Annotated in this window: 13 protein-coding genes and 1 pseudogene; 11 read left to right on the plus strand and 3 right to left on the minus strand. The window is 69.5% G+C overall.

The window, feature by feature from the left end:
• The 3 genes and pseudogenes from ACWEMJ_RS27915 to ACWEMJ_RS27925 form a co-directional block, all read right to left on the minus strand.
• Positions 1 to 894 (minus strand): annotated as a pseudogene (locus tag ACWEMJ_RS27915) (hypothetical protein); the annotation flags it as partial.
• A gap of 76 nt (positions 895 to 970) precedes the next feature.
• Entirely contained in the window at positions 971 to 2,596 is a 1,626-nt protein-coding gene (locus tag ACWEMJ_RS27920) for a transporter (RefSeq protein WP_452139900.1), read from the minus strand.
• The gene (locus ACWEMJ_RS27925; protein ID WP_452139901.1) at positions 2,593 to 3,372 is read right to left on the minus strand and encodes an ABC transporter ATP-binding protein; all 780 of its coding nucleotides are present in this window, start codon (positions 3,370 to 3,372) and stop codon (positions 2,593 to 2,595) included. The genes ACWEMJ_RS27920 and ACWEMJ_RS27925 overlap by 4 nt, the downstream gene beginning before the upstream one ends.
• Positions 3,373 to 3,584: 212 nt before the next feature.
• On the opposite strand from ACWEMJ_RS27925, the gene ACWEMJ_RS27930 reads away from it, so the two are divergent.
• The 11 genes from ACWEMJ_RS27930 to rpsS all read left to right on the plus strand — a co-directional run bounded on the left by ACWEMJ_RS27930 (position 3,585) and on the right by rpsS (position 12,496).
• Positions 3,585 to 4,139 (plus strand): DUF1707 and DUF4190 domain-containing protein, encoded by a 555-nt coding sequence (locus ACWEMJ_RS27930; RefSeq protein ID WP_452139902.1) that lies wholly within the window; start codon positions 3,585 to 3,587, stop codon positions 4,137 to 4,139.
• A gap of 319 nt (positions 4,140 to 4,458) precedes the next feature.
• Positions 4,459 to 4,830: a 30S ribosomal protein S12 gene (gene rpsL / locus ACWEMJ_RS27935; RefSeq protein ID WP_014144289.1), complete on the plus strand. Its 372-nt coding sequence runs from the start codon at positions 4,459 to 4,461 to the stop codon at positions 4,828 to 4,830.
• Positions 4,831 to 4,832: 2 nt separating this feature from the next.
• Entirely contained in the window at positions 4,833 to 5,303 is a 471-nt protein-coding gene (rpsG, locus tag ACWEMJ_RS27940) for a 30S ribosomal protein S7 (protein ID WP_030457432.1), read from the plus strand.
• 39 nt (positions 5,304 to 5,342) lie between these two features.
• Positions 5,343 to 7,448: an elongation factor G gene (fusA, locus tag ACWEMJ_RS27945; protein WP_035863534.1), complete on the plus strand. Its 2,106-nt coding sequence runs from the start codon at positions 5,343 to 5,345 to the stop codon at positions 7,446 to 7,448.
• Between the two features lie 202 nt (positions 7,449 to 7,650).
• Positions 7,651 to 8,844 (plus strand): elongation factor Tu, encoded by a 1,194-nt coding sequence (gene tuf, locus ACWEMJ_RS27950; protein ID WP_452139903.1) that lies wholly within the window; start codon positions 7,651 to 7,653, stop codon positions 8,842 to 8,844.
• Between the two features lie 506 nt (positions 8,845 to 9,350).
• The gene (gene rpsJ, locus ACWEMJ_RS27955; RefSeq protein WP_012785157.1) at positions 9,351 to 9,659 is read left to right on the plus strand and encodes a 30S ribosomal protein S10; all 309 of its coding nucleotides are present in this window, start codon (positions 9,351 to 9,353) and stop codon (positions 9,657 to 9,659) included.
• A gap of 14 nt (positions 9,660 to 9,673) precedes the next feature.
• The gene (gene rplC / locus ACWEMJ_RS27960) at positions 9,674 to 10,321 is read left to right on the plus strand and encodes a 50S ribosomal protein L3 (RefSeq protein ID WP_452139904.1); all 648 of its coding nucleotides are present in this window, start codon (positions 9,674 to 9,676) and stop codon (positions 10,319 to 10,321) included.
• Between the two features lie 5 nt (positions 10,322 to 10,326).
• Entirely contained in the window at positions 10,327 to 11,004 is a 678-nt protein-coding gene (rplD, locus tag ACWEMJ_RS27965) for a 50S ribosomal protein L4 (protein WP_452139905.1), read from the plus strand.
• Positions 11,004 to 11,321 (plus strand): 50S ribosomal protein L23, encoded by a 318-nt coding sequence (gene rplW / locus ACWEMJ_RS27970; RefSeq protein ID WP_030457419.1) that lies wholly within the window; start codon positions 11,004 to 11,006, stop codon positions 11,319 to 11,321. Before rplD ends, rplW begins: the two co-directional genes overlap by 1 nt.
• A gap of 45 nt (positions 11,322 to 11,366) precedes the next feature.
• Positions 11,367 to 12,203, plus strand: coding sequence for a 50S ribosomal protein L2 (gene rplB / locus ACWEMJ_RS27975; RefSeq protein WP_043914588.1), 837 nt, complete (start codon positions 11,367 to 11,369; stop codon positions 12,201 to 12,203).
• An 11-nt stretch (positions 12,204 to 12,214) separates the two neighbouring features.
• A complete protein-coding gene (gene rpsS, locus ACWEMJ_RS27980) occupies positions 12,215 to 12,496 on the plus strand; it encodes a 30S ribosomal protein S19 (protein WP_014136283.1) in 282 nt (93 codons plus the stop codon).
• Positions 12,497 to 12,511: the final 15 nt, after the last annotated feature.

Raw genomic sequence — 12,511 nt, forward strand, 5'->3', positions numbered from 1 at the left:
CAGCGGGGTGCGGGTGTCCTGGAAGCCGCGCAGCACGCCGGTGGCGGCCATCACCATCAGCAGCCTCGACCGCAGCCGGGCGGACGCGGCCGCACCGAGCGTGTCGACGGTCTCCCGGACGGCCCCGGCGGGCGCCTCGGCGGCCACCGCGACGCCGGTCAGCGGCGGGGCCGGGGCCGCCGTCGGCAGCAGGTTCAGCCGGCGGGTGGCCCACAGCGAGCACAGCTGCCACACCACCAGCGCGATCAGCGCGCCGTTCGGCAGCACCAGCGGCATCAGCAGGAACTGCCCCGCCAGCACCGGCACCAGCCAGCGGCGCAGCGCCGAGTGCTCCCAGGTGCCGGACGGCATCCGGGTGCACAGCACCAGGAACCGGGTCCGCGCCCACAGCAGCTGCCACAGCGCGGTCAGCACCAGTCCGGTCAGCGCCGCGCCCGGCCCGCCCTCGCCGCCGAACAGCGCGAGCAGCCCGCGCGCCGCCAGCCACGGCGGACTGTTGCGCACCGCCTCCTGGTCCAGCCGGTCGTCCGGGTCGTCGAAGTGCGCGTGCACGCCGATCCACATCAGCACCGTGAGCCCGCCGCCGATCAGCACCGGCAGCGCCAGCTCCACCGCCGAGGCGATCCGCCGCGGCGGGTACGCGGTGCGCAGCGCCCGCAGTTCGAGCTGCCGGCGGGAGGCGTCGCCGGTGAGCAGGGTGCGGATCTGCGCCCGTCGGCCCCGGCTGAGCAGCCGGGCCCGGTAGCCGTGCTGGCTGCGGCCGAGGGTGAACGCGGTGACCGCCCGCAGCACCAGCAGCACCACCAGGACCGGCAGCACGGTGTGCGTCCAGAACGGGCTGTCCGTCCAGCCGTACTGCGTGGCGCGGACCTCCGCGGCGATGGCGGTCCCCATGGCGTGCCCTCCCCCGTGCGCCGCGGACCGGCCCCGGGCGCGCACGCATGATAGCGGCGCGCCCGGGGCCGGGGCGTCAGCGCTCGATCACCCGGGCGAGGATCTCCGGCAGCCGCTTGATCAGCCCGGCGGACGCCACCCGGATGCCCAGCAGGGCCAGCGCCGCGCCGTACAGCACGCCGAGCGGCAGCACCGGCCACAGCGCCCGGTCCGTCGCCACCAGCACGCCGAGCGCGACGCCGACCGGCGCGCAGCCCAGCAGCACGCCGAACATCGAGCCGAAGGCGTTGAGCATCACCACGCCGTTCTGCCCGGGCGCGGCGCTGCGCATCGGGTTGCCGTCGGCGGGCAGCGCGAACGGCGCGTAGACGCTGATCAGGCTGCCCAGGCCGACGCTGGTGCCGAGCGCGGCGAAGGCCACGCCGAGCGCGGGCGCGAGGTCTCCCCAGCCGCCGGTGAAGGCGGCGATCGCCGGGCCGGCCACCAGCAGCACGGGGACGCTGTACACAAGGACGGCGAACACCCGGCCGCGCAGTTCGTCGCGGGCGTCCCGGCGGGTGGCCAGGGTGGCGGCGACCATCCAGAACCCGGAGCCGTCCATGCCGAACAGGTTGCCGGCCTGCAGGCCGAGCATCAGCCCGCCGATCCCGATCACGTACACCGAGCCCCAGCCCTGCACCACCGACAGCGCGGCGATCACGCCGGTCATGCCGACGCCGGTGAAGATCGCGGCCTTGGCGCGCGGCTCGCGCCAGGCGTACCGCAGGTGCCGCTGGGCGACCGTGCCGACCCGTCCGGCGGGCAGCAGCCGCCAGCCGCGGGCGCCCCGGCCGGAGTGCACCGAGGAGGTCTCCACCAGCGTGGAGGCGTCACCGGAGACCATCAGGTTCTGCAGGCTGCCCAGCCACCAGCGCAGCAGGACGGCCAACAGGGCCCCGGCCAGCGCCAGTTGCAGCGCCGCCACCAGGTAGGCGCCCTCGCCCACCGAGCGCACCGCGTCGATCGCGGAGACCGGCGGGATCCAGCGCATCACCGAGGCGTACGGGTGCAGCACCGACAGGTCCAGGCTCCGGTCGGGGCCCTGGACGGCGCTCTGCATGCCCAGGTTGCCGATCTGCACCAGCACCGCGAACAGCAGGCCGCCGAAGATCGCGAAGTCCTTGCCGCGCCGGCTGGACAGCAGCCGGGCGTTGGCGGCGGCCACCGAGCGGGTCAGCGCGATCAGCAGCAGCAGGGTGAGCGGCACGGCGAGCACCGCGACGACCGCGGAGAGCGCGCCCCGCCCGGCGGCGACGGCGGCCCCGGTCAGCATCAGCAGGCCGACCAGCGGGCCCGGGCCGACCAGGCTGCCCAGCAGGGTGCCGCGCAGCAGCGCGCGCGGGCGCAGCGGCAGCATGGTGAGCCGGGTCGGGTCGGCGCTCTCGTCGCCGGCGAAGAAGAACAGCGGCATGGCGGCCCAGCAGGCCGTCAGCCCGGCGGTGAGCACCGCGGCGACGTCGGCGGCGCCCTCGCGCCCGTGCAGCACCACCAGGCCGGCCGCCGAGGAGACGCCGAACAGCACCCCGAGGCAGGTGCCGATCAGGTAGCCGGCGGCCCGCCCGGGGCTGCGCCGCAGGCCGTTGCGCAGCAGCCGGATCTTGAGCGACACCAGGGTGCGGACGACGGCCCGGTCGTCGGCGGCGCCGGTGGTCACGGTGCTCACCGGTGGCCCCCACCGAGCCAGTCGAGCGCCTGCCCGTCGTCCTCGCGGACGCCGACCAGCCCGAGGAACGCCTGGTGCAGCGAGGTCTCGCCGCGCACCTGGTCGATCGGCCCGGCGGCGACCACCTGGCCGGCGTTGACCACGGCGACCCAGTCGCACAGCGACTCGACGAGTTCCATGACGTGGCTGGAGAACACCACGGTGGAGCCGGAGGCGGCGTACCGGGTGAGCACGCCGCGGATGGTCTGCGCGGACACCGGGTCGACGCCCTCGAAGGGCTCGTCCAGGAACAGCACGTCGGGGTTGTGCAGCAGCGCCGCGGCCAGGCCGATCTTCTTGCGCATGCCGGTGGAGTAGTCGGCGACCAGCTTGTCGGCGGAGCCGGTCAGGTCGAGCACGGCCAGCAGTTCCTCGGCGCGCCGGTCGGTCTCCGGGCCGGGCAGGCCGCGCAACCGCCCGTTGTACTGGAGCAGTTCGCGCCCGCTGAGCCGCTCGAACATGCGCAGGCCCTCGGGCAGGATGCCGATCCGGGACTTGACCGCGACCGGGTCCTGCCAGACGTCGGCGCCGTGCACCAGCACGGTGCCCCGGTCGGGCCGCAGCAGGCCGGTGACCATCGACAGGGTGGTGGTCTTGCCGGCGCCGTTCGGGCCGACGAGTCCGATGAACGAGCCGGCGGGCAGGTCGAGGTCCAGTCCGGCGACGGCGGTCTGCGCGCCGAAGCGCTTCCACAGGTCGCGGATCGAGACGGCGGGCGGCGGGGTGGTCGCCTCCATGGCGGGTGGTCTCCTTGTCGGGGTCGGTCCGGGCCGATCCGCTCGACCCTATGATCATTTCTTTACCTTTCCATCCCCCATGTGGCGGTATTGACCCCTTAGGGGCGGGGCCCGCGCCGTCACCCGCCGCAGCCCGGCAACTACCCGGGCACGCCGTTCGTCCTGCATCCTGAGGAGCGCACGCGCAGTGCGGGGAACGGGAGGTGACCGCGATGGCCGGTCAGTGGGGATCGCCGGCGCCGTACGGGCAGCAGCCCTGGCAGCCGGTGCCGACGTCGCAGTCCGCGATGCGCGCCGCGCACGCCGACCGCGAGCGCACCGTGGACGTGTTGAAGGCCGCCTACGCGGAGGGCCGGCTCACCGCCGCCGAGTACGAGCACCGGATGAGCTCCGCCCACCAGGCCGCCACCTACGGGCAGTTGGCCACCCTGGTCGCCGACCTGCCGTCCGGGCCGATGGTCGCCCCGTTCGGCGCCGCCGTCCCCGCCACCTTCATGCCGCCGCCGGCCCCGCTGCCGGTCCACCCGCGCAACAACGCCCTGGCGGTGGCCTCGGCGATCCTCGGCGGCCTGTGCGTGTTCGGCGGCTTCACCGCGCTGCCCGCCGTCATCACCGGGCACATGGCCCGCGCCAACATCCGCCGCACCGGCGAGGACGGCGACGGCCTGGCGATCTTCGGGCTGGTGTTCGGCTGGCTGTCGATCGCCGGTTGGACGCTGTTCTTCCTCCTGGTGGTTCTGGCGAGCAGCAGCGGCGGCCCGGGCTGAGCCCCGTTCCGGCCGCCCGGCCCCGGTCCGGGCGGCGGCCGCCCCGGCGCGCCCCATTTGTTTTGACCGCCGCCTGTGCGCTAGGTACGCTCTGACCTTGTGCCTGGGGTGTGCCCGGGTCCTTGTGCGTGCCAGCAGATCGGCCGCCGCAGCGGAGACTCCACCCGCTCGGTGTGTGCCGTAGCCGCAGCGCAGCTCATGGGATTCCGCGATTCTTCCCCCGAAGAAGGCCAACACACCCGACCGCGTGGGTCGGTGGGTGGGGGCCATACCGCAGGTTAGTTCCACCAAGCCTTGGCACACAGAAAACGGAGAAACGGTGCCTACGATCCAGCAGCTGGTCCGAAAGGGCCGGCAGGACAAGGTCGAGAAGAACAAGACGCCCGCACTGAAGGGTTCGCCCCAGCGTCGCGGCGTCTGCACGCGTGTGTACACGACCACCCCGAAGAAGCCGAACTCGGCTCTCCGCAAGGTCGCCCGTGTGCGCCTCACCAGCGGGATCGAGGTCACCGCTTACATTCCGGGCGAGGGCCACAACCTGCAGGAGCACTCCATCGTGCTGGTCCGCGGTGGCCGTGTGAAGGACCTTCCTGGTGTCCGCTACAAGATCATCCGCGGCTCCCTCGACACCCAGGGTGTCAAGAACCGCAAGCAGGCTCGCAGCCGCTACGGCGCCAAGAAGGAGAAGTAAGAATGCCTCGTAAGGGCCCCGCCCCGAAGCGCCCGGTCATCATCGACCCGGTCTACGGCTCCCCGCTGGTGACCTCGCTGGTCAACAAGATCCTGCTGCACGGCAAGCGCTCCACCGCCGAGCGGATCGTCTACGGCGCCCTCGAGGGTGTCCGTGAGAAGACCGGCGCCGACCCGGTTGTCGCGCTGAAGCGCGCGCTGGAGAACGTCAAGCCGACCCTTGAGGTCAAGTCCCGCCGCGTCGGTGGCGCCACCTACCAGGTGCCGGTCGAGGTCCGTCCGGGCCGCGCCAACACCCTGGCGCTGCGCTGGCTGGTCGGGTACTCCCGCGCCCGTCGCGAGAAGACCATGACCGAGCGTCTGCTCAACGAGATCCTCGACGCCAGCAACGGCCTGGGCGCTTCCGTGAAGCGTCGCGAGGACACCCACAAGATGGCCGAGTCCAACAAGGCCTTCGCGCACTACCGCTGGTAGTCCGAACCCCGTCACTAGACAGAGAGAGAACGAGCCACCATGGCTGCAACCTCCCTTGACCTCGCCAAGGTCCGCAACATCGGGATCATGGCGCACATCGACGCGGGCAAGACCACCACCACCGAGCGGATCCTGTTCTACACCGGTGTCTCGTACAAGATCGGTGAGGTCCACGATGGCGCTGCCACCATGGACTGGATGGAGCAGGAGCAGGAGCGCGGCATCACCATCACGTCCGCCGCGACGACCTGCCACTGGACCCTCGACGGTGTCGAGAACACGATCAACATCATCGACACCCCGGGCCACGTCGACTTCACCGTCGAGGTGGAGCGCTCGCTGCGCGTCCTCGACGGTGGCGTGACCGTGTTCGACGGTGTCGCCGGTGTCGAGCCCCAGTCCGAGACCGTGTGGCGGCAGGCTGACCGCTACGGCGTCCCGCGGATCTGCTTCATCAACAAGCTGGACCGCACCGGCGCCAACTTCTTCTTCTGCGTGCAGACCATCGTGGACCGCCTCGGCGCCACCCCGCTGGTCATGCAGCTGCCGATCGGCGCGGAGTCGGACTTCACCGGCGTCGTCGACCTGGTGAAGATGAAGGCCCTGGTCTACTCGGCCGACGCCCCCAAGGGCGAGATGTACGACACCGTCGAGATCCCGGCCGACCTGGCCGAGCAGGCGGCGGAGTACCGCGAGGCCCTGATCGACACCGTGTCGAACATCAGCGACGAGGTGATGGAGCTCGCCCTCGAGGGCGAGGACATCCCCGAGGAGCTGCTGGTCGCCGCGATCCGCAAGGGCACCCTGGACTCGTCCTTCACCCCGATCTTCTGCGGCTCCGCGTTCAAGAACAAGGGCGTTCAGCCCCTGCTCGACGCGGTCGTGAAGTACCTGCCGTCGCCGCTCGACATCGAGGGCATCGAGGGTACGAAGCCGGGCAACGACGAGGAGAAGATCGTCCGTCAGGCCTCTGACGACGAGCCGCTCGCCGCCCTCGCGTTCAAGATCATGTCCGACCCGCACCTGGGCAAGCTCACCTTCGTCCGCGTGTACTCCGGCCGCCTGGAGTCCGGCACCTCGGTGCTGAACTCCGTCAAGGGCAAGAAGGAGCGCATCGGCAAGATCTACCGCATGCACGCGAACAAGCGTGAGGAGATCGACTCGGTGGGCGCCGGCGACATCATCGCCGTCATGGGCCTGAAGCAGACCACCACCGGTGAGACGCTGTCCGACGAGAAGCAGCCGGTCATCCTGGAGTCCATGGACTTCCCGGCCCCGGTCATCCGCGTCGCGATCGAGCCCAAGTCCAAGGGCGACCAGGAGAAGCTGGGTGTCGCCATCCAGCGCCTGGCCGAGGAGGACCCGTCCTTCCAGGTCAACACGGACGAAGAGACCGGCCAGACCATCATCGCGGGTATGGGCGAGCTGCACCTCGAGGTGCTGGTCGACCGTATGCGCCGTGAGTTCAAGGTCGAGGCCAACGTCGGCAAGCCGCAGGTCGCGTACCGCGAGACGATCCGCAAGGCCGTCGAGCGCATCGACTACACGCACAAGAAGCAGACCGGTGGCTCCGGCCAGTTCGCGAAGATCCAGATCGCGATCGAGCCGCTCGAGTCCGGCGAGGGCTACGAGTTCGTCAACAAGGTCACCGGTGGCCGCGTCCCGCGCGAGTACATCCCGTCGGTCGACGCCGGTTGCCAGGAGGCCATGGAGTTCGGCGTGCTCGCCGGCTACCCGCTCCAGGGCGTCCGCGTGAGCCTGCTCGACGGTGCGTCGCACGACGTCGACTCGTCCGAGCTCGCGTTCAAGATCGCCGGTTCCATGGCGTTCAAGGAAGGTGCCAAGAAGGCGTCGCCGGCTCTGCTCGAGCCGATGATGGCCGTCGAGGTCACCACCCCCGAGGACTACATGGGCGACGTGATCGGCGACATCAACTCCCGCCGTGGCCAGATCCGGGCCATGGAGGAGCGTCACGGTGCCCGCGTCGTCAAGGCGCTGGTGCCGCTCTCCGAGATGTTCGGCTACGTCGGTGACCTGCGCAGCAAGACCTCTGGTCGCGCAAGCTACTCGATGCAGTTCGACTCGTACGCCGAGGTTCCGCGGAACGTGGCGGACGACATCATCGCCAAGGCCAAGGGCGAGTGACGTCCCGGTAATCGGGATGAATCAGACCCTTTAGGCTAGAAGGAGGGCACCCGGGCGTTCACCCGTCCGGGTTCCGCCCGGGAGCCCTCCGGCACCCCCACCCGCGGGACGGCATGGGGCGTCACAAGCGCCCCGTTCCCATAACCCGATCCAGACCAACTGACGTCGTACGGCGTACAGAACTGTCCTCAGGAGGACTGCAGTGGCGAAGGCGAAGTTCGAGCGGACGAAGCCCCACGTCAACATCGGCACCATCGGTCACATTGACCACGGTAAGACCACTCTTACCGCGGCCATCACCAAGGTGCTGCACGACGCGTACCCGGAGATCAACCCCTTCACGCCGTTCGACCAGATCGACAAGGCGCCGGAGGAGCGTCAGCGCGGTATCACCATCTCGATCGCGCACGTCGAGTACCAGACCGAGGCGCGTCACTACGCCCACGTCGACTGCCCGGGTCACGCGGACTACATCAAGAACATGATCACCGGTGCGGCCCAGATGGACGGTGCGATCCTCGTCGTCGCCGCCACCGACGGCCCGATGCCGCAGACCAAGGAGCACGTCCTCCTGGCCCGCCAGGTCGGCGTCCCCTACATCGTCGTCGCCCTGAACAAGGCCGACATGGTGGACGACGAGGAGATCCTGGAGCTCGTCGAGCTCGAGGTCCGCGAGCTCCTCTCCGAGTACGAGTTCCCGGGCGACGACCTGCCGGTCGTCCGCGTCTCGGCGCTGCGCGCGCTCGAGGGCGACAAGGAGTGGGGCGAGAAGCTCCTCGGCCTGATGCACGCCGTCGACGAGGCCATCCCGACCCCGGCCCGCCTCACCGACCAGCCGTTCCTGATGCCGATCGAGGACGTCTTCACGATCACCGGTCGTGGCACCGTCGTCACCGGCCGCATCGAGCGCGGCATCCTCAAGGTCAACGAGACCGTCGACATCATCGGCATCAAGACCACCAAGACCACCACCACGGTCACCGGTATCGAGATGTTCCGCAAGCTGCTCGACGAGGGCCAGGCCGGCGAGAACGTCGGTCTGCTGCTCCGCGGCATCAAGCGCGAGGACGTCGAGCGCGGCCAGGTCATCATCAAGCCGGGTTCGGTCACCCCGCACACGGACTTCGAGGCCCAGGCCTACATCCTGTCGAAGGACGAGGGTGGCCGTCACACCCCGTTCTTCAACAACTACCGCCCGCAGTTCTACTTCCGTACCACGGACGTGACCGGCGTCGTGACCCTCCCCGAGGGCACCGAGATGGTCATGCCGGGCGACAACACCGCCATGACCGTCGCGCTGATCCAGCCCGTCGCCATGGAGGAGGGCCTGAAGTTCGCCATCCGTGAGGGTGGCCGCACCGTCGGCGCCGGCCAGGTCACCAAGATCGTCAAGTAATTGCCGATCTGACCTCTGGTCAACTGCAGGGCCCGGTCCGCTCCCGCGAGGGAGGGGGCCGGGCCCTCGGCGTTTTCCCGCGCCGGCCGGCCCGCACCCGGTGTGACGTGCACCGCTGCGTCCGGGCCCGATTGGCGTATCGCCCGCCATCTGTGGCAGGATGTCTGAGTTGCTCGGTTGAGTACCGATGCTGCGCGCCTCCCGCCGGGAGGACCGGAAGCGAGTCCCATGTACTCGTCGTTCCCGTGAATGGCCGTCCATGTGCCCACGTGCTGTGTGTGGGTGCAGTGGTGTGTAAGCGACACCGCGGCAGCTGCGGGGCGAAAGTACGGGAATCTTCCGGGAAGCGTATGCGGGGTCTCGGCCCGGCTCACCTCCACCCAGCAGTTCGAAACCGACGGATTTCTTCGCCGGTTTTTTGCAAGCGCGAGTGCGACACGCCCGAGCGCGGGGGTCGGAGGAGGGGTCGTGCAGCAACTTTCTGAACGAAGGACTACGAAGTAGCCATGGCGGGACAGAAGATCCGCATCCGGCTCAAGGCCTACGACCACGAGGTCATCGACTCCTCGGCGAAGAAGATCGTCGAGACGGTGATCCGGACTGGTGCGCAGGTCGCGGGCCCGGTGCCGCTGCCCACTGAGAAGAACGTGTACTGCGTCATCCGCTCGCCGCACAAGTACAAGGACTCGCGCGAGCACTTCGAGATGCGCACTCACAAGCGTCTGATCGACATCCTCGACCCCACGCCGAAGACGGTTGACTCGCTGATGCGTCTCGACCTGCCGGCGGGCGTCGACATCGAGATCAAGCTCTGAGAGGCGCACCGAAGATGGCTAAGCAGATTAAGGGCATCCTGGGCGAGAAGCTCGGCATGACCCAGGTCTGGGACGAGAACAACCGGGTCGTCCCGGTGACCGTCGTCAAGGCCGGGCCGAATGTCGTGACCCAGGTCCACACCGCCGACAGCCCGGCCGGCTACGACGCCGTCCAGATCGGCTTCGGCGAGATCGACCCCCGCAAGGTGAACAAGCCCCTCCAGGGCCACTTCGCCAAGGCCGGTGTCACCCCGCGTCGCCACCTGGTCGAGCTGCGTACCTCGGACGCGTCCGAGTACACCCTGGGCCAGGAGATCACCGCCGAGACCTTCGAGGCGGGTGTCAAGGTCGACGTGACCGGCACCTCCAAGGGCAAGGGCTTCGCCGGTGTCATGAAGCGCCACAACTTCCGTGGTCTCGGCGCCGGTCACGGCACCCAGCGCAAGCACCGCTCGCCCGGTTCCATCGGTGGCTGCGCCACCCCGGGCCGCGTGTTCAAGGGCCTGCGCATGGCGGGTCGGATGGGCCACGAGCGCGTGACCACCCAGAACCTGACCGTTCACGCGGTCGACGCGGAGAAGGGTCTGCTGCTCATCAAGGGCGCGATCCCGGGCCCGAACGGCGGCCTCGTCCTCGTCCGCACCGCGGCGAAGGGGCTGTGAGAGAGATGACCAGCATTGACATCCTGTCGCCGGCCGGCGACAAGGCCGGCAGCCTCGAGCTGCCCGCCGAGATCTTCGACGCCAAGGTCAGCATCCCGCTGATGCACCAGGTCGTCGTGGCGCAGCTCGCTGCGGCCCGTCAGGGCACCCACAAGGCCAAGAACCGCGGCGAGGTCCGTGGCGGCGGCAAGAAGCCGTACCGCCAGAAGGGCACCGGTCGCGCCCGCCAGGGCTCGACCCGCGCGCCGCAGTTCACCGGCGGTGGCGTGGTCCACGGCCCGGTGCCGCGCGACTACTCGCAGCGGACCCCGAAGAAGATGATCGCCGCCGCCCTGCGCAGCGCGCTCACCGACCGGGCCCGCCACGAGCGCATCCACGTCGTCACCGGCGTGACCGCGACCGAGGCTCCGTCGACCAAGGCCGCCAAGGCTCTGTTCGGCAAGATCTCCGAGCGCAAGAACCTCCTCCTGGTGGTCGAGCGCGAGGACGAGCTGGGCATCCTGTCCGCTCGCAACCTGGCGAACGTGCACATCCTGGACGCCGGCCAGCTGAACACCTACGACGTGCTCGTCTCCGACGATGTGGTCTTCACCCAGGCCGCCTTCGAGCGTTTCGTGGCCGGTCCGGCCGCGTCCGCCAAGGCCGTTGCTGCTGAGGGCGAGCTCGAAGGGACTGCCGCCTGATGAGCGAGATCACCTCCAAGACGTTCACGGACCCCCGTGACGTCCTGATCAAGCCGGTTATCTCGGAGAAGAGCTACTCGCTCCTCGACGAGAACAAGTACACGTTCGTCGTGGCTCCCGGTGCCAACAAGACCCAGATCAAGCAGGCCGTCGAGTCGGTCTTCTCGGTCAAGGTCGAGGCCGTGAACACGCTGAACCGCCAGGGCAAGCGCAAGCGCTCCCGCACCGGTTTCGGCAAGCGCAAGGACACCAAGCGCGCGATCGTGACGCTGGCCGAGGGCAACCGCATCGACATCTTCGGTGGTCCGGTCGCCTGACCCTCGGGTCAGGGACTGCGATCGTCGTAAAGGACGAGGACAGAAATGGGTATCCGCAAGTACAAGCCGACTACGCCGGGCCGTCGTGGCTCCAGCGTGGCCGACTTCGTCGAAATCACGCGGTCCACGCCGGAGAAGTCGCTGGTTCGCCCGCTGCACAGCAAGGGCGGCCGTAACAACGCCGGTCGTGTCACCGCTCGCCACCAGGGTGGCGGTCACAAGCGCGCCTACCGTCTGATCGACTTCCGTCGTCACGACAAGGACGGCGTGCCGGCCAAGGTCGCTCACATCGAGTACGACCCCAACCGCACCGCGCGCATCGCGCTCCTGCACTACGCGGACGGCGAGAAGCGCTACATCATCGCCCCCCGCGGCGTCGCGCAGGGTGACCGGATCGAGAACGGCGCTGGCGCCGACATCAAGCCGGGCAACAACCTGCCGCTGCGCAACATCCCGGTCGGTACCACCATCCACGCGGTGGAGCTCCGTCCCGGCGGTGGCGCCAAGCTGGCCCGTTCCGCGGGTTCCGGCATTCAGCTGCTCGCCCGTGAGGGTCGCATGGCGCACCTGCGCATGCCCTCCGGTGAGATCCGCCTGGTCGACGCGCGCTGCCGCGCGACCGTCGGCGAGGTCGGCAACGCCGAGCAGTCGAACATCAACTGGGGCAAGGCCGGCCGTATGCGCTGGAAGGGCGTCCGCCCGACCGTGCGTGGTGTGGCCATGAACCCGATCGACCACCCGCACGGTGGTGGTGAGGGTAAGACCTCCGGTGGTCGCCACCCGGTCTCGCCGTGGGGCAAGCCCGAGGGCCGCACCCGTCGCCCGAACAAGGCGTCGGACAAGCTCATCGTGCGCCGCCGCAAGACCAACAAGAAGCGCTAGGAGCAGGTCAGATGCCGCGCAGTCTCAAGAAGGGCCCCTTCATCGACGACCACCTTCAGAAGAAGGTGGACGTGCAGAACGAGGCGGGCACGCAGAACGTCATCAAGACCTGGTCCCGTCGTTCCGTGATCTCCCCGGCCATGCTCGGCCACACGATCGCGGTTCACGATGGCCGCAAGCACGTCCCGGTGTTCGTCACCGAGTCGATGGTCGGCCACAAGCTCGGCGAGTTCGCTCCCACGCGCACCTTCAAGGGGCACGTGAAGGAAGACCGCAAGTCGAAGCGTCGCTAATCGCTTCCGAGCTGT

It is taken from the genome of Kitasatospora sp. NPDC004531, assembly GCF_053602195.1.